General features: G+C 49.1%; 15 protein-coding genes. 12 read left to right on the top strand and 3 right to left on the bottom strand.

Features of this window, described 5'->3' with window-relative positions; translation table 11 throughout:
* The first annotated feature begins 6 nt into the window (after positions 1–6).
* The gene (gene clpA / locus ACR64Q_RS13810; RefSeq protein ID WP_313732176.1) at positions 7–2283 is read left to right on the top strand and encodes an ATP-dependent Clp protease ATP-binding subunit ClpA; all 2277 of its coding nucleotides are present in this window, start codon (positions 7–9) and stop codon (positions 2281–2283) included.
* Between the two features lie 33 nt (positions 2284–2316).
* Here the strand turns inward: clpA and infA are convergent, their stop codons facing one another.
* The 3 genes from infA to ACR64Q_RS13795 all read right to left on the bottom strand — a co-directional run bounded on the left by infA (position 2317) and on the right by ACR64Q_RS13795 (position 5599).
* Positions 2317–2535: a translation initiation factor IF-1 gene (infA, locus tag ACR64Q_RS13805; RefSeq protein WP_013819653.1), complete on the bottom strand. Its 219-nt coding sequence runs from the start codon at positions 2533–2535 to the stop codon at positions 2317–2319.
* Positions 2536–2627: 92 nt separating this feature from the next.
* Positions 2628–4742: a RelA/SpoT family protein gene (locus tag ACR64Q_RS13800; protein WP_026601388.1), complete on the bottom strand. Its 2115-nt coding sequence runs from the start codon at positions 4740–4742 to the stop codon at positions 2628–2630.
* A 383-nt stretch (positions 4743–5125) separates the two neighbouring features.
* A complete protein-coding gene (locus ACR64Q_RS13795; protein WP_020482547.1) occupies positions 5126–5599 on the bottom strand; it encodes a hypothetical protein in 474 nt (157 codons plus the stop codon).
* A gap of 358 nt (positions 5600–5957) precedes the next feature.
* Here ACR64Q_RS13795 and ACR64Q_RS13790 point away from each other — a divergent pair, with 358 nt between their 5' ends.
* From ACR64Q_RS13790 to ACR64Q_RS13740, 11 genes are all read left to right on the top strand, one after another.
* On the top strand, positions 5958–6680 hold the full coding sequence (locus ACR64Q_RS13790) for a hypothetical protein (protein ID WP_026601387.1): 723 nt from the start codon (positions 5958–5960) through the stop codon (positions 6678–6680).
* Between the two features lie 58 nt (positions 6681–6738).
* Positions 6739–8010: a cobyrinic acid a,c-diamide synthase CobB gene (locus ACR64Q_RS13785; RefSeq protein ID WP_026601386.1), complete on the top strand. Its 1272-nt coding sequence runs from the start codon at positions 6739–6741 to the stop codon at positions 8008–8010.
* Positions 8011–8089: 79 nt separating this feature from the next.
* Positions 8090–9142: a recombinase RecA gene (gene recA / locus ACR64Q_RS13780; protein WP_020482544.1), complete on the top strand. Its 1053-nt coding sequence runs from the start codon at positions 8090–8092 to the stop codon at positions 9140–9142.
* The gene (locus ACR64Q_RS13775; protein ID WP_026601385.1) at positions 9117–9608 is read left to right on the top strand and encodes a regulatory protein RecX; all 492 of its coding nucleotides are present in this window, start codon (positions 9117–9119) and stop codon (positions 9606–9608) included. Before recA ends, ACR64Q_RS13775 begins: the two co-directional genes overlap by 26 nt.
* A gap of 62 nt (positions 9609–9670) precedes the next feature.
* The gene (locus tag ACR64Q_RS13770) at positions 9671–10528 is read left to right on the top strand and encodes a hypothetical protein (protein WP_026601384.1); all 858 of its coding nucleotides are present in this window, start codon (positions 9671–9673) and stop codon (positions 10526–10528) included.
* A 186-nt stretch (positions 10529–10714) separates the two neighbouring features.
* Complete coding sequence (locus tag ACR64Q_RS13765; protein ID WP_026601383.1) at positions 10715–10924, top strand: hypothetical protein; 210 nt, start codon at positions 10715–10717, stop codon at positions 10922–10924.
* Positions 10921–11187, top strand: coding sequence for a type II toxin-antitoxin system RelE family toxin (locus ACR64Q_RS13760; protein WP_026601382.1), 267 nt, complete (start codon positions 10921–10923; stop codon positions 11185–11187). The genes ACR64Q_RS13765 and ACR64Q_RS13760 overlap by 4 nt, the downstream gene beginning before the upstream one ends.
* Positions 11188–11240: 53 nt before the next feature.
* Positions 11241–13850, top strand: coding sequence for an alanine--tRNA ligase (gene alaS / locus ACR64Q_RS13755; RefSeq protein ID WP_313732177.1), 2610 nt, complete (start codon positions 11241–11243; stop codon positions 13848–13850).
* A 52-nt stretch (positions 13851–13902) separates the two neighbouring features.
* A complete protein-coding gene (locus tag ACR64Q_RS13750) occupies positions 13903–14094 on the top strand; it encodes a hypothetical protein (protein ID WP_026601380.1) in 192 nt (63 codons plus the stop codon).
* A complete protein-coding gene (locus ACR64Q_RS13745) occupies positions 14094–14273 on the top strand; it encodes a type II toxin-antitoxin system HicA family toxin (RefSeq protein ID WP_026601379.1) in 180 nt (59 codons plus the stop codon). The genes ACR64Q_RS13750 and ACR64Q_RS13745 overlap by 1 nt, the downstream gene beginning before the upstream one ends.
* Before the next feature lie 425 nt (positions 14274–14698).
* On the top strand, positions 14699–16303 hold the full coding sequence (locus ACR64Q_RS13740; protein ID WP_036275675.1) for an HNH endonuclease: 1605 nt from the start codon (positions 14699–14701) through the stop codon (positions 16301–16303).
* Positions 16304–16467 lie beyond the last annotated feature (164 nt).

The raw sequence follows: 16467 nt of genomic DNA, 5'->3' as shown, positions 1-16467 counted from the left end.
GTAACCATGCTAAGTAAAGAACTTGAAGTGACATTGAACGCTGCTTTTACTGGAGCTCATGCCAAAAGACACGAATTCATCACGGTCGAGCATTTGTTGCTGGCCTTGCTGGATAACGTCACGACGATACCGATTTTGATTGCTTGCGGCTGCAATGTTAATGCGTTGCGGGCCGAATTAACCCGGTTTATAGACGAAACCATTTCCCTGATTCCAGAAGGCATACAGCGAGAAACCCAGCCCACTTTAGGTTTTCAGCGCGTTTTACAGCGTGCGGTGTTTCATGTACAGGCTTCCGACAAAAAAGAAGTGACCGGCGCCAATCTGTTTGTGGCCTTGTTTAGTGAACAGGATTCACACGCGGTTTATCTGTTGAACAAACAAGACATCACCCGCTTGGACGTGGTCAATTACCTGGCGCATGGGGTTTCCAAAATCGAGCAGTTCAGAAAAGAGAGTAGTGAAGAGCCGGAAGCCGACCGTGGCAGTAATGAAGCTTTGTCCAGCCCATTGGAAAAATACGCAACCAACTTGAACGAAGAAGCCCTGAAAGGCAACATCGATCCTCTAATTGGCCGCGAGCTGGAAGTGGAAAGGACCATTCAGGTGCTATGCCGCCGCCGCAAAAATAATCCGCTATTAGTAGGGGAGGCTGGGGTCGGTAAAACCGCTATAGCCGAAGGTTTGGCGAAACGAATTGTCGAAGAACAAGTGCCGGATATATTGTTGAATAGTGTCATTTATTCCTTGGACATGGGCGCACTGGTTGCCGGTACCAAATATCGCGGCGATTTTGAAAAACGACTAAAGGCTTTAATTAGCCAGCTTAAAAAAGAACCCGACTCAATTTTATTTATCGACGAAATTCATACCATTATTGGCGCGGGTTCCGCTTCCGGTGGGGTGATGGATGCGTCCAACTTGATCAAACCGGTGTTGGCATCCGGACAATTGCGTTGCATTGGGTCCACTACTTATCAAGAATATCGTGGTATTTTCGAAAAAGACCATGCTCTAGCGCGGCGATTCCAGAAAATCGATGTGATAGAGCCATCGATAGAAGATACCGTATTAATCCTGAAGGGCTTGAAGTCACGCTTTGAAGAGCACCATGGCCTGAAATATACCCAAGAAGCGTTGCGACTAGCGGTGGAATTATCAGCACGCTATATCACCGACAGGCATTTGCCGGACAAAGCCATTGATGTGATCGACGAGGCTGGAGCCAGACAGCGGTTGTTTGCCGGTATCGAGCGTAAAGATCTAATTGATACTGCCGAGATTGAAGAAATTGTCGCCAAAATTGCCAGAGTGCCCGCGCAATCGGTGTCGTCCAACGATATCGATAAGCTATCCAACCTGGAAAAAAATCTGAAAATGCTGGTGTTCGGTCAAGACGAGGCTATTTCGGAGTTGGCTTCAGCTATCAAATTGTCACGGGCGGGTTTACGCGATACCACTAAAACCATCGGTTCATTCCTGTTTGCCGGCCCTACCGGTGTCGGTAAAACCGAAGTGACGCGCCAGCTAGCCAAAGTATTGGGCATAGAATTGATTCGTTTCGATATGTCAGAATATATGGAGCGGCATACCGTATCGCGTTTAATCGGTGCGCCTCCCGGTTACGTTGGGTTCGATCAGGGCGGATTACTGACCGAAGCGGTGACCAAGCATCCCCATGCAGTATTGTTGTTGGATGAATTGGAAAAAGCCCATCCGGATGTGTTCAATCTATTGCTACAGGTGATGGATCACGGCACCTTGACCGACAATAACGGTCGTAAAGCCGATTTCAGAAACATCATTCTAATTATGACTACCAACGCCGGCGCGGAGGAAAGCAGCCGGGCCTCTATTGGCTTCACTCAGCAAAATCATGCTTCCGATAGTATGAAAGTGATCGAGCGCGGTTTTTCGCCGGAATTTAGAAATCGTCTGGATGCCATCGTGCAATTCAAACCGCTGGATATGGCGGTGGTCGGTAGTGTGGTCGATAAGTTTATTTTCGAGCTGGAAGCCATATTGGCCGATAAGAACGTTACATTGACTTTGGAACCTGCCGCGCGGTCTTGGCTGGCCGAGCACGGTTGCGATCCGAAAATGGGCGCAAGGCCAATGGCGCGTTTGATTCAGGAAAAGATCAAAAAACCGTTGGCGGAAGATTTGTTGTTTGGTCGTTTAGCGAATGGCGGTCACGTACGAGTACATGTCGAGAACGATGCCTTGGCTTTTGCCATCGAGAGCAAACAACTTATCGTTTCGGAATTAAATCAAGTCGTGTAGAACGAGGGAAGCAATCGCTTTCCCGGAGACGGGTTAGCGATTGCGGAAAGTGATACGGCCTTTAGTTAGGTCGTAGGGAGTCATTTCTACGCGGACTTTATCGCCAGTTAGGATGCGGATATAGTGCTTGCGCATTTTGCCGGAGATATGGGCGGTAACGATGTGACCGTTTTCTAGCTCGACGCGAAACATAGTATTGGGCAGGGTGTCGATGACCTTGCCATCCATTTCAATCTGATCTTCTTTTGCCATAGTTAAAGCTCTAAATTTAAAACGGCTATGTTAGCATGAATCGTCTGCCGAGCCGCTAAAAAAGTCTTCCGGATAGTCGAAGTTACGATGATTCAGACTTTCCTCCTCACTTCAATAATATTCGGCAAATGACTGATACGTGTCAGCACCAAACTGAGCTGCTCGGTATTTTCAATTTGAATGGTCATAGTCAGAATGGCGGACAAGTCGTCGTGGGTCTTCAATGACGCATTGCTGATATGTACTTTCCCGGCGGCTAGTACCTGAGAAACGTCGTTCAGCAAATTTTGCGCATTAAAGGCGTGAATCAAAATCGGCACGCTGTGATGTACGGTTTGTTGACCACTCCAATCGGCTTTCAACAATTGCAGTTGCTGTTCTGGTGATAAATGCCGGATATTCTCGCAATCGCGGCGATGAATAGTGATGCCGCGCTTATGCGAGATAAAACCGATTATCTCGTCGCCTTTTACCGGCGAGCAACAATGCGCCAGCGTGGTGACCACGTTATCGATATCGTCGATAGTGATCGCCGATTGGGTCGGGGATTTGCTTGGCACCAACTTAATCGGCGTAGGTTCCAATTCCGGAATTTTCAGCGCGCCGGCCAATTGCCTGTTGTTGATGTCGCCGTGTCCTAGCGCTTCGTAAAAATGTTCTATGTCCGAGAATTTAAAATGCCTTAAAAGCTCGTTGATATCGACGGTTTTTAATCCCAGCCGCTTACTCTCCTTATCCAGCAGCAATTTGCCGGCGGCGACATTTTCGGCCTGCTGTTGTTGCTTGAACCAGCTTTTTACCTTACTGATCGCGCGGGGGGTCTTTAAGTAACCGAGGTTGGGATTCAGCCAGTTGTGATTGGGCTGGCCGTTTTTGACAGTGATAATTTCCACCTGCTCCCCGGAACAAAGCTTGTAGGTCAGTGGCTTGATCTGACCGTTAACCTTGGCACCGCGGCAGCTATGGCCGACTTCGGTATGAATTGCATAGGCAAAATCCAGTGGAGTAGCGCCCTTGACCAAGTCGATCAGCTTACCGGCCGGGGTGAGTACGAATACCCGATCAGAAAATAGCTCGGTATGAAAGTTTTCCAGTAAGCTGTCGGCGTTATCCTTGTCTTCCAGCAGTTGTCGGAGCGACGCGATGTTCTTCTCGGTGGCAGCGTTGAACTTGCTGCCTTCCTTATAGCGCCAGTGTGCTGCTACCCCCAATTCGGCGAAGTCGTGCATGGCTTTGGTACGGATTTGAATTTCGATACGGTTGCCGTCTTCATCCAAAACCACGGTATGCAGCGATTGATAACCGTTTTCCTTGGGGTTGGCGATGTAATCGTCGAATTCGCGTGGAATATGTTGCCATTGGCTGTGCGCCAAGCCCAGCACCATGTAGCAGGCAGACAAACTGTCCACCACCACCCGCACTGCCAATAAGTCGTAAAGCTCATTTATCGCCAGCTGCTTGCGGTGCATCTTGTTCCAGATGCTATAGATGTGCTTGGGTCTGCCGTAGACCTTGGCCTGTATGCCTTCCTGTTTTAAACGGTCGTTAAGGGTCGTTACAAAGCGTTCGATAAAGGCTTGGCGTTGTTCGCGATTGACCGCCAATGATTCGGTAACGAAGCGGTAATGCTCCGGATCGGCATAGCGAAACGCTAGATCTTCCAATTCCCATTTAAATTGATTAATGCCCAGGCGATTGGCGAGAGGCGCATAAATATCCAGAGTTTCCCTGGCAATAAAGCGGCGGATATTTTCTTGCTCGTGTTGTAGTCCGCGCAGCCGTTGAATGCGGAAAGCCAATTTAATCAGCACCGCTCGCACGTCGTGGGTCATCGCCAGCAGCATGCGCCGCAAGATCTCGGCTTGATTGGGCTGGTTTGCCATGTCGGTACTGTAAATGCTGACATGATTCAGCCAGCTCACATCCTTAACCAAGTCGGCGACCACCGGCCCGAATTGCTCTCGTATTGCCGAGTCGCTAAGTTTGCCGGCAACGCGTGAATCGCTGAGCAGCGCCGCCAGAATAGTTTCCAGGTCGATATGCACACTCATTAAAATCGCTGCGACATCGACGCCTTTGGGGCGGACGGTGTCGTGGTAGTCCACCGAAAGTTGCTCGACCAGCTTCAGTGCTTGGCCTATCTGTAAGCTATCAGCGTCTGAAAAGCCGGGAAACAGTTTGGCGATGGAAGAATTATTTTGAGTCATACCGATATTGTAAGACCAGCAAGGTGGGGCGGAAAATAGCGGATTTGCTGTGAATTGGATTTTGAATCCAGGAATCAGAGTAAACGGCTAGCGATGTGCTTTACTCTGTCCGCTTCCTCCGCGTGTCGATGGTGCTGCCGTTAGTAGTACCGGGCGTCGGCAAAGGCAGTCGGCTTAGAGATAAGAAAAACACTGATGAGAATGGCCGGAATTTACTAACCCGGCCCTCAATATCGTCGCTCCCGCGTAGCGCGTAGGCGGGAGACCATTTTTCACGCTGGATTCCCGCTTACGCGGGAATGACGGAACCAGGGAATTTAAGAGCCCGGTTAATGGGTCGGAAGTCCTAGGATTCCGGAATAACATGCGTGGAGAGTGAGTGTTTAGTAGGCATCTTTGTCCGTGATTTTGCCTTTGTCGTTGACCGCAACTTTCCATTTGCTGCCGCCCACTTCGATAAACAATTCGTATTCTTCGCCCACGCCGTTCGGGTTAATCACCAATTCCGCCTTATGCAGCTTATAGCCGGGGAAGTTATCGGCCAGCACTTTGGTCACATCAGGCGATATTTCCAGGCCGTTTGCCAACAGGATTTCGTTCGCAAACAACGCGCCGTCCGCTCTAAATAACTCATGCTTCAGTTCGTCTTCAGTATCTTTAAAGCTGACTTCCAGCAGCTGTTGACCAAAGTGGGTTTCCTGAGTCGCTTTCAGGTCCTGTGCTTGCGGGTGTCGTTTCAAAATATTGGCCCTGACTTTATCCGGGACTGCCACGCTAGCGGAATCTTGGGCTTGAGCTGTTGATAAGCTGCTGTAAAAGGCGGTAGCGGCAAGTAAGGAAAGTAATAATGTGCGCATGTGTGCTCCTGCTGTGTTGGATTTCCCAATGACTTAAATCGCTGGGGATAGTTTCATCGTTATTTTTGCGGTGTTAGCAAAGGGTGGACGTTGGAAAATTCATTCAAAACCAGAACGTGCTCCCTGATAGCTTGGAGCATTCTTGGCGCTTAACCGTGGTCGATTATGCGATAAAAATAAAAATCGCCGGTAGGATTTTTCCGCGAACTTGGCATAGATCAATATTTGCATATCGATTATTCTAAAAGCCATTTGATGCCATTGAGTAGCTGGGGAGCCGCTCTGGCTTGTTAGAGGCTTCCTCAGCGCCAGTCTAGCACCATGGATCGTGCCCACTTTGTCTTTTTCTTAGTCGCCTATGCCCAAACAATATCGCCGTTTTCGAGATATTTCCACCAGTGAGAAAATATTAAACACCGTATTCCTGTTGACCATCGGCTTAGGCTATCTGATGGCTTTGGTGAATTTGTATTACACCCATCAAGGCCGCGACGGCAAGCGCGGGTTGTCAATCGACGATATCGTCATTATGTACCACGGTTCCACCACTCAATCGCGACTGGGCGCGGCGATCAACGGCATCATGGAGCCCAATCTGAAATACAAAAGCGATAAAGAAGTTATTTTGAAATGGATTCAGGATGGCGCTGAGCAACAGCCTTACGAGCAACAGATTGCGCCGATTTTGAGCCGTGATTGTATTCATTGTCACAATCCGGCGGCCAACCCGAGTCTGCCTAATCTGACCCATTATGAAGGTGTTGCCGAAGTCGCGCATAAGGGCGGGGCGTCGACGCCGGCGCTGGTAAGGGTGTCGCACATTCATTTGTTCGGCATTGCTTTCATCCTGTTTTTTATAGGCAAAATTTTTCTGCTCTGCGACATGAATATTTACGTCAAACGGGTGGCGCTGGTGATTCCGTTTTTTGCGATGCTATTGGACGTGGTGTCCTGGTTTGTGACCAAGCATATTTCTGAATTTGCCTATGTGGTAGTCCTCAGTGGTGCGTTGATGGGCTTATCGATGGGCGTGCAAATATTAATGAGTGTTTATCAAATGTGGTTTTACCAAAAGGACTGATATTTTGACTGTTTCTCCCGTTTTATCCACGACTACCGACCCGTGTAATTGTCCGGCTATGTTGATCAGCGCTCCGGCTTCCGGGCAAGGCAAAACTACCGTCACCGCCGCGCTGGCTTATCACCATAGGCAGCAAGGCCGCCGGGTAAGGGTGTTCAAAACCGGCCCGGATTTCATCGATCCGCAAATTTTGGCTTTCGCTTGCGGACAGCCTGTTTACCAGCTGGATTTATGGATGATGGGCGAGGCGCATTGCCGCGAGTTGTTGTACCGAGCCGCAGGCGAAGCGGATTTGATATTGATCGAAGGGGTGATGGGTTTGTTCGACGGCGATAGCAGTAGCGCCGATCTGGCCCAGGCCTTGGCGATGCCTGTCGCGGCGGTGATCGACGCGCAAGGCATGGCGCAAACCTTTGCTGCCGTGGCTTACGGCTTAGCCAATTACCGGCCTGGTTTGCCGTTTGCCGGCGCGATAGCCAACAAGGTCGGCAGTGCCGGTCATGCCAGGATGCTTCAGGAAGCCTTGCCGGCGGGCATGCCTTTGTTGGCGGCAATCAGTCGAGACGACGCGGTGGGTTTGCCGTCCCGTCATTTGGGTTTGCTGCAAGCCGATGAAATTGGCGATCTGGATGCCCGGCTGGCGCGCGCCGCGGAATTATTAAACAGCTTTACGTCCTGTGTTTTGCCGGCCCCAGTCGCGTTTGCCAACGTTTCCGCCAATCCGCCGCCGCGCTTGCTGGCAGGTAAACGCATCGCGGTGGCGCGCGATGCGGCGTTTTCGTTTATCTACCAAGCCAATCTGGATTGTTTGCGAGCGATGGGTGCCGAGTTGGCATTCTTCTCGCCGCTGGCCGATAGTGTCTTGCCGGCGGTCGATAGCGTTTATTTGCCGGGCGGCTACCCTGAACTGCATCTGCAAGCGTTGGCAGGCAACGTGGCGATGAAGCAGGCTTTAGCTGCGCATCATCGCGCTGGTAAAGCCATCTATGCCGAATGCGGCGGTTTTTTGTATTTGCTGGATAGTCTGGCGGACAAGGAAGGCCAGCGAGCGGCGATGGTAGGTTTGTTATCCGGTAGCGCCGCCATGCAAACTAGGTTAGCCAACCTCGGTATGCATAGTCTGCAATTGGAGCAGGGCGAGATTCGCGGCCACAGCTTTCATTTTTCCAAACTGGAAACCGCTCTGGAACCGTTCGCTACCTCCACCGCGCAACGCAGCTTTGGGCATGGCGAAGGCTTTTTCCGCTGCGGCTCCTTACAAGCCTCATATCTGCACTTGTATTTTCCTTTCAACCCGCAACTCGCTGCCGGCTTTTTCTACGGTTTGTAGAGCGATTAAAACTGTTTCACAGCCAGGGTCTATGGGATAATGCGCGGCTTTCACCGGCCAGACAACAGCAGGTACTAAAATGGACGAAAACAAGAAAAAGGCGCTGGGCGCCGCGTTGATGCAGATCGAAAAGCAATTCGGCAAAGGCTCCGTGATGCGGATGGGCGACGTCGCCGCCAGTCGCGATATCGAAGTGGTGTCCACCGGTTCGCTGTCCTTGGATATTGCCCTGGGTGTCGGTGGTTTACCTCGCGGTCGGGTCATCGAAATTTACGGACCGGAATCGTCCGGTAAAACCACATTAACGCTGCAAACCATCGCGCAAATGCAAAAACTGGGCGGCACGGCGGCGTTTGTCGATGCCGAGCACGCGCTGGACCCGGTTTATGCGCAAAAGATCGGCGTCAATATCGAAGACCTGCTGGTGTCGCAGCCCGATACCGGCGAGCAAGCCCTGGAAATCACCGACATGCTGGTGCGCTCCGGCGCGGTAGACATTGTCGTCATCGACTCGGTGGCAGCCTTAACCCCAAAAGCCGAGATAGAAGGCGACATGGGTGACTCGCATATGGGCTTGCAGGCGCGATTAATGTCGCAAGCCTTGCGTAAACTCACCGCCAACATCAAACGTTCCAATACGCTGGTGATTTTTATCAACCAATTGCGGATGAAAATTGGGGTGATGTTCGGCAACCCGGAAACCACCACCGGCGGCAATGCCTTGAAGTTTTATGCCTCGGTGCGTCTGGATATTCGCCGCATCGGTTCGATCAAGAAAGGCGACGAGGTAATCGGCAACGAAACGCGCGTCAAAGTGGTTAAAAACAAAGTCGCACCGCCGTTTAAACAAGCCGACTTCGAAATTCTGTACGGCGAAGGCGTGTCTTTCTTCGGCGAGTTGGTGGATTTAGGTGTGGAGTTTGGCTTCGTGCAAAAGTCCGGTTCCTGGTATGCCTACAATAACGAGAAAATCGGCCAAGGCAAGGACAATGCCAAGCAGTTCTTACGGGATAATCCGGACAAAGCCGCCGAATTGGAAAAAGCTATCCGCGAAAAAGCCTTTGCCAAGTTAGCGGCCGCACCGGCAGCAGTCAGTGAAGACGACGATGCCGAGTTTGTCGACGGCGATTGAGCGTCGGCAACAAATTGAAGCAGTCTGCCTAAGGTTGTTGTCCCGGCGCGAACATAGCCGCCGGGAATTACTGGACAAATTGGCTTTGCGTGGATTTAACCGCGATGAAGCTGAGCCGGTCATCGATGGGATGGCCGAGCTGAATTGGCAAAACGACGAACGCTACACCGAATGTTATGTTCGGCAGCGTATCCGTAGCGGATACGGGCCAGTGCGAATTCGTTATGAGCTACAACAGCGCGGTATCAACGATGTCGATCTGGATGCGCATGCCGAGGAGCTGGGCGGATGGCAAACCGTGCTGCTGGAGGTGTATTCGCGTAAATACGACGACGAAAAATTGCGGAGCCAAAATGAATGGTTGAAGCGTAGTCGCTTTTTACAGCAACGCGGTTTCAGCGGCGAGATGATTAAACGCTTGTTTGCGGAATTGAAGATTAAGTTGCGTAGGGCTGACGCCAGTTAGGCGAACAGCCGAATGATGAAATATAGTTACCCAATCAATCTGCCGTCATCAATATAAATAAAATGCGCAATTTTTTCTTAGTAACGCTTGCCATTATTTTTTCAGTGAATGCTTGGGGCGATATTAATATTGTTCCGATTGAAACGGTATTTAATGTTAAAAATGCGATTTACGCTGGAAACGACATATTAAAAATTGAAAATACGGAAAAAACATACGTTATAAAAAGTATCAGAGCGGACAGGAAAATTTTGGACGCAAGATTTGTTGTGTTAAGTAGCGTTAATAGCAAAATTGCGTATTTAATGGATGAATCGTATGTGTTTTACGATAAAAATGTTGCCGATCTTGGCGACGGAAGAGTTATTTTAGTGTTGCAATCTGGTGGCAATCACTGCTGTAGCGCTTTTGTGTCTTTAATTAAAAACGAAGTCTCAGGGGAATTAGGCTTAGGTGGTGCCAGAATGGTTGATCAACCTGAAGGAGCTATTCTGAAAGATAATTTACGTTTGGATTCCGAAGGAAATATTTTTATCGCAGTATCCGGATTTACAGATCATGTTGAAGATGACGCCAATGGATTGAGGTATTACCCAAATTTTAGGTACTTTATAAAAACCTCTAAAGATGGTGGCATCGCGGTAGACAGAAATGTCGGTAACTATGAGTCCATTATCAATGGCTTAAAGATTCAGTTGTCTGAGAGATACGATTTTGAAAAATATATAGAACTGATATTCATCAATCGTTTGTTGGCATTAGGTCTTTCGGAAGATTTTTACTTAAGAAACGCTTCTGAAAATGAAGTTAACTTTGCGCAAAAACAAATTAAGTGGTTTTTTGAAGAGCTGAATTTCTTTAAATCAATTGATGATAATGATTTTGTTATAAAAAAATTAACTAACAAATTTGGCATGTAGGTTTAATCACGCTACATTAATTCAGCCACTCTTGCATAATGAATAAAAAACAACCGAAGACTGATGCGTCTCCTTACGCCGGTACATCCTACAAACATTTGTTAAAACAAAAAAATTGAAGCCAGCTCCGAATAGCGAAGCGTATTCGGAGGAAAAAAGTCATCAAATAGGTAGGAGAATAAGTTTATGGAATTATCAATAAGCGACGAAAAAACCAAAGAGTTACTCACCGAGGTGATGATCGACTTACTCAAAACCAAGCGGGATATATTGTACGACGTGGTTTTGGAGGCCTTGGAGGAAGTTGGATTAGCTAATGCTATTGCCGAGGGTAGAAAAGATCAATTTGTATCCGAAGATGAGATTTTTTCTATTCTCGATAATGGCGCAAAATGAAAGTCCGGTTCGAAGCCAAATTTGCTAAAGACTTACGGAATATCAAAGACGATAAATTGCTGGCAAAGGTTAAGGAGCTCATTATTGATTGTCAAAAAGCCGAGTCGTTGGTCGAGCTAAATCATGTCAAAAAACTTCAAGGCTATGAGAGCTTTTATCGGATACGGATTGGCGATTTCAGAATCGGACTGGAGTTTGTGAGCGGCGAGCTAATTTTTACCCGTTGCTTACACAGAAAAGATATTTATAAATACTTTCCATAGGCGCCGACCTTGGAAAGGTAGTGAATTTAAATTGCAACATACGACTAAGCACAATGAAAAAAATGACCAGCGCCGAATTGCGGGCCGCCTTTTTGGAATTCTTTCGCCAACACGGCCATGCCGTGCAACCGTCTAGCACTTTGGTGCCTGGCAACGATCCCACGCTGTTGTTCACCAATGCCGGGATGGTGCAGTTTAAAGATGTATTTCTTGGGCGGGAGAAACTGGGTTTTACCCGCGCGGCTACCAGTCAGCGTTGCATGCGGGCCGGCGGCAAGCATAACGATTTGGAAAATGTCGGCTACACCGCGCGCCATCACACCTTCTTCGAGATGCTCGGCAATTTCAGCTTTGGCGATTATTTCAAACGCGATGCGATTCATTTTGCCTGGGACTTCTTAACCAAAGAGCTGGGTATTCCTAAGGAAAAACTGTGGGTCACGGTGTTTGATGAAGATTCCGAAGCTGAAGCGATTTGGCTGGAAGATGTCAAACACGACCCCAAGCGCTTCTCACGGATTGGCGCTAAAGATAATTTCTGGTCGATGGGCGATGTGGGTCCGTGCGGTCCTTGCACCGAGATTTTCTACGATCACGGCGAACATGTAGCTGGTGGGCCTCCCGGTAGCCCCGACGAAGACGGCGACCGTTACATCGAAATCTGGAACTTGGTGTTCATGCAATACGATCGAGACAAGGACGGTCACTTGACGCCCTTGCCAGCGCCATCGGTCGATACCGGCATGGGCCTGGAGCGGATTTCGGCGGTGATGCAAGGTGTGCATAGCAACTATGAAATCGACCTGTTCCAAAACCTGTTAAAAGTTGCCGCCCAGCTAGCTAGCACCAACGATTTGGCGAATAGTTCGTTGCGGGTAATTGCCGACCATATTCGTTCCTGTGCGTTTTTGGTGGCCGATGGCGTATTGCCTTCTAACGAAGGCCGCGGCTATGTATTGCGCCGCATCGTGCGCCGGGCGATTCGCCACGGGTACCGCTTGGGTATTCAAGACACCTTCTTCTACAAGCTAGTTGCGCCGCTGGTCGCTGAAATGGGCACGGCTTATCCCGAGTTGGCTAAGGCGCAGGAACAAGTTGAACGTGTGCTAAAAAAAGAAGAAGAGCGCTTCGCGGAAACCCTGGAGCAGGGCATGAAAATTCTGGAAGCCTGTGTCGCTAAGTTGGACGGTCATGTCATCCCCGGCGACGTGGTGTTCTTGTTGTATGACACTTACGGCTTCCCGGTGGATTTGACCGCCGATTTTGCCCGCGAACACCAACTCAGTGTGGATCATGCCGGTTTCGAAGTTGAAATGGCCGCACAGCGCGATCGGGCGAGGGCTGGCGGTAGCTTCGCAGCCGATTACGATCAAGACATCAAACACGACAGCAGTACCGAATTTACCGGCTATTTCCATCTGGACGGCTCGGTGCAAATTCTGGGCTTGTTCAAGCAAGGCCAGCCGGTCGATGCTTTGGAAGCCGGTGACGAAGGCGTGGTGATTTTGGATCAAACTCCGTTCTATGCCGAGTCCGGCGGCCAAGTCGGCGACACCGGCCGCATCGAATGTGGTGACGCGGTTTTCGAAGTTCTAGATACCCAAAAACAGGGCGGCAAACTATTCCTGCATAAAGGTAAAGTGTTGCGCGGCACCCTCAGCGAAGGCCAAGCTTGTGAAGTCAGCGTCGATGCCGAGATTCGTAAAGCTACCGAACGCAACCATTCCGCCACGCATTTATTGCATGCCGCGTTGCGGGCGACCTTGGGTGAGCATGTGGCGCAAAAGGGGTCGCAAGTTAATTCCGAGCGCTTGCGTTTCGACTTCTCCCATTTCGAACCGATGACGCCGACGGAAATTGCTACCGTCGAACGTTTGGTAAATGAACAAATTCGTTTGAATAACCCGGTCGCTGCCGAAATCATGGCGAAAGACGATGCCGTGAAAGCCGGCGCGATGGCCTTGTTCGGCGAGAAATACGGCGACGAAGTAAGGGTGCTTAAAATCGGCGATTTCTCCACCGAGTTATGCGGCGGAACGCACGTTGATAGAGCCGGCGACATCGGCTTGTTCAAAATCGTCGGCGAAACCGGCGTCGCTGCCGGCGTCCGCCGTCTGGAAGCCGTCACCGGTCAAGGCGCATTGGAATGGATCGATCAACGTGAAAAAGCTCTACTCAGCATTGCCGGCTTACTGAAAGCCGCGCCGGATAAGGCTGCCGATAAAGTCCATCAACTGATGGAAAAAACCCGTGGCCTGGAAAAAGAGCTGGAAAAATTGAAGGCTAAATTAGCCAGCTCGGCGGGCGATGAAATGACCAGCCAAGCGGTGGATGTCAACGGCGTGAAAGTACTAGCTGTGAAGCTCGACGACGTCGATCCCAAGGCTTTACGCGATCTGGCTGACCAGTTAAAAAACAAATTAGGCAGTGCGGCTTTAGTATTAGCGGCGGTCAGCGGCGATAAAGTCAGTCTGATCGCCAGTGTGTCGAAAGATGCGATGGATAAAGTCAAAGCCGGGGAATTGGTGAATTTTGTCGCCACCCAAGTCGGCGGCAAAGGCGGTGGTCGGCCGGATATGGCGCAGGCTGGCGGGAATGATCCTGCCGGATTGCCGGCGGCGCTGGCGGCTGTGCCGGAGTGGGTGAGGGAGCGGCTGAGTTAATCGTTACGGTGGGGGTTATCGTCTACCGTAAAGCTTTTGTTGGGAGATGACAATGAAAACGGTTGAATATACTTGCTGGAAAGACGGCGATTTTTATTTGGGTTTTCTGAATGAATATCCTGATTATTTAACGCAAGGCGAATCCAAGCAAGAATTGCAGGAAAACTTGTTGGATTTGTTTAAGGACTTTGAAACGCAGGAGATTCCTTTTCTTCGTAAAGTGGAGACTTTGCAGGTCGCCTGATGAAAAGACGGGATTTGCTAAAAATTCTTGAAGAAATGGGTTGTCGTTTATCCAGGCATGGTGGCAATCACGATTGGTATACCAACGAAGAAACGCGGCAATCTCAGGCTGTGCCGAGACATAACGAAATTAACGATTATCTGGCGAAAACTATTATCAAGAAATTGAGTGGTAAATAGGCTGTTGGTTTAGTTGTGTCGCTATGGCGACGGTTTTTTGATGTCGGGTCTCGGCCCGACAGCCGAGATACTTTTCTTTGCTTGTCCAAAGAAAAGTATCCAAAAGAAAAGACACCCGGACGCCGCTTGTTTCCTGCGCTCCTCGCCTTTAACGGGGGTTGCCGAAGGGGCTTCCTGCCCCTTCGGCAACGCGATGCATCCATGCATCGCCCCTACGGGCTGATCCCGCCAAAAGCTCCGGTGCTCGGCGCGGCATACGGGATAAAACCCTCCCCAATGTAGGTTGGGTTAGCGATAGAGTAACCAAATATTTCGGAGCAGCAGTAGTTTGGTTATGGCTAATATCTAATCCAACCTATGAGACTAATTTTGAATATTTGTCGAACTGTCAGTGTCAACAAAAATAATTTGGAAGGGAAAATCTAGTGGCATCTTTATTTTTAAATCGATTGAGTACAGACGACAGGCAGGTATTAGAAATTAAACTGCATCGCATCCAAGGAGGGAATTGCTTTATATGTGAGCAGGCAATCGATTTGCAAGTACACAAAGGAGCGGTAGATATTGACCATGTTGTTCCTTTGAAACTTGGCGGTAAAGACGATGAAGATAATTTTGCTTTAGCTCACGCAAGTTGCAATAGAAGTAAACAAGCTTCTAACCTCAAAGTTGCGAGAGTGCTTCAACGTTTCGCGCGATTAAAAGAAATTTTGGAACCAGAAAATCGTAGCCCAAACCTTGGCGACATTCTCAAACAGGTTGGGGGTGGATGTCATGAGCTGGGTTTCAACCTAGCTGATGGGGTCTTTACCTACAGTCTGAGTGAATTAGGAAATAATACCCTCTTCAACGTGCCGGTGTATGAAGATGAGATGAGTGGTTTTCGGTATTTCTTCGCCAGAATCCCAATTGAATATCTTGCGCATGACAACCATATCAATCCACGGTCAATTGGTCCTAACATCTCAAAACTTATAGAAGAGTTTTATCAGAAGCGTCCACAATTACATGTGCCATTGGGTTGGATTCGGTCAGATGACAACAAATGTGCAATCCACATCTTTGATGGTCAACATAAGGCCGCTGCTCAAATCATGCTGGGTGCACGATACTTACCCGTTCGAGTATTCATCGACCCTGATCCAGACACGCTGATTACGACGAACACCAACGCGGGAACAACTCTCAAGCAAGTAGCATTTGATAAATCAGTACAAAGACATCTTGGTAGTTCGCTATATCACGACCGCATAGCCCGTTTTCAAAAGGAAACGGGGCGTAGTGAAGATGATCTTGGATTTTCGGAACGGGACCTGGTGAATCACTTCAAAGGACAGTCTAGGGAAATTAAACGCTATATCCTTGATGCGTTGCGTGATGGTGTAATTTCTGATCCAGATAATAAGCTACGAGACTACATCGATTTTGGCGGTCGAGGAAAAGAGCGTCCACTGTCATACAGTACCATCGAGAAGACCTTTTACTCGTTCTTCGTTTATCAGGAAGTATTGGAGACACCTATAAATTTTCATCTTGAAGAAGGTTCCAATCCACGACAACTGGAGCGAGAGCAAATTCTCAGATTGATGAATCTGGCGGCTGAGGAAATTTACGTTGATAAATTTGATCCAGAGATTGGTACAGATAAAATCGAAAACCGATTGCAAAATGGTGAATCATTTGCTCATGATCATTTGCGGGCTTTTCGCATGAGCAAGGAGGAGATCGTATATAACTGGCTGCAATATTCTGGTCAGATTGCTAGACAGTATTTCATTATGCAAGGTCGTCCCGATCCGCAAGGACGACTTTTTCAATATCCGTTTCCAGAGCAGGTTTGGGAAAATATGCGCAAGTTTCTACAGAACCTGGCTTCCCTTCCGCTTTGGGTGAATACTGATCTTTCCGCCACAGTATTTGGTGGAAAACAAAACAATAGTTTCTGGAAGACCGTTTTTGAGACTGGAAGAACGCCGCAAGGCATGGAAGTGCTAGCAAGGCCACTCAACTTAATTGAGATGATCAAATAAACGAACGTAAATTGCATTCATTTTAGATCTTGAATTTTGGGATGGTTTACATCCCGTATGCCGCGCCGAGCACCGGAGCTTTTGGCGGGATTAGCCCGAAGGGGCGATGCAGGGATGCATCGCGTTGCCGAAGGGGCAGGAAGCCCCTTTCGGCAACCCCCGCC

It is taken from the genome of Methylomonas sp. 2F7 (assembly GCF_057126975.1).
Note: the sequence above shows the minus strand (reverse complement) of the source record. Positions and strands in the feature narration are given on the sequence as shown.

Excerpts from the sequence above, each read along its gene's own strand:
- ACR64Q_RS13790 (WP_026601387.1), top strand. The coding sequence starts at position 5,958 with ATGCCCAAACAATATCGCCGTTTTCGAGATATTTCCACCAGTGAGAAA.
- recA (WP_020482544.1), top strand. The coding sequence starts at position 8,090 with ATGGACGAAAACAAGAAAAAGGCGCTGGGCGCCGCGTTGATGCAGATC.
- ACR64Q_RS13795 (WP_020482547.1), bottom strand. The coding sequence starts at position 5,599 with ATGCGCACATTATTACTTTCCTTACTTGCCGCTACCGCCTTTTACAGC.
- alaS (WP_313732177.1), top strand. The coding sequence starts at position 11,241 with ATGAAAAAAATGACCAGCGCCGAATTGCGGGCCGCCTTTTTGGAATTC.
- ACR64Q_RS13770 (WP_026601384.1), top strand. The coding sequence starts at position 9,671 with ATGCGCAATTTTTTCTTAGTAACGCTTGCCATTATTTTTTCAGTGAAT.
- ACR64Q_RS13800 (WP_026601388.1), bottom strand. The coding sequence starts at position 4,742 with ATGACTCAAAATAATTCTTCCATCGCCAAACTGTTTCCCGGCTTTTCA.
- ACR64Q_RS13750 (WP_026601380.1), top strand. The coding sequence starts at position 13,903 with ATGAAAACGGTTGAATATACTTGCTGGAAAGACGGCGATTTTTATTTG.
- ACR64Q_RS13760 (WP_026601382.1), top strand. The coding sequence starts at position 10,921 with ATGAAAGTCCGGTTCGAAGCCAAATTTGCTAAAGACTTACGGAATATC.
- clpA (WP_313732176.1), top strand. The coding sequence starts at position 7 with ATGCTAAGTAAAGAACTTGAAGTGACATTGAACGCTGCTTTTACTGGA.
- ACR64Q_RS13785 (WP_026601386.1), top strand. The coding sequence starts at position 6,739 with ATGTTGATCAGCGCTCCGGCTTCCGGGCAAGGCAAAACTACCGTCACC.
- ACR64Q_RS13745 (WP_026601379.1), top strand. The coding sequence starts at position 14,094 with ATGAAAAGACGGGATTTGCTAAAAATTCTTGAAGAAATGGGTTGTCGT.
- ACR64Q_RS13765 (WP_026601383.1), top strand. The coding sequence starts at position 10,715 with ATGGAATTATCAATAAGCGACGAAAAAACCAAAGAGTTACTCACCGAG.
- infA (WP_013819653.1), bottom strand. The coding sequence starts at position 2,535 with ATGGCAAAAGAAGATCAGATTGAAATGGATGGCAAGGTCATCGACACC.
- ACR64Q_RS13775 (WP_026601385.1), top strand. The coding sequence starts at position 9,117 with ATGCCGAGTTTGTCGACGGCGATTGAGCGTCGGCAACAAATTGAAGCA.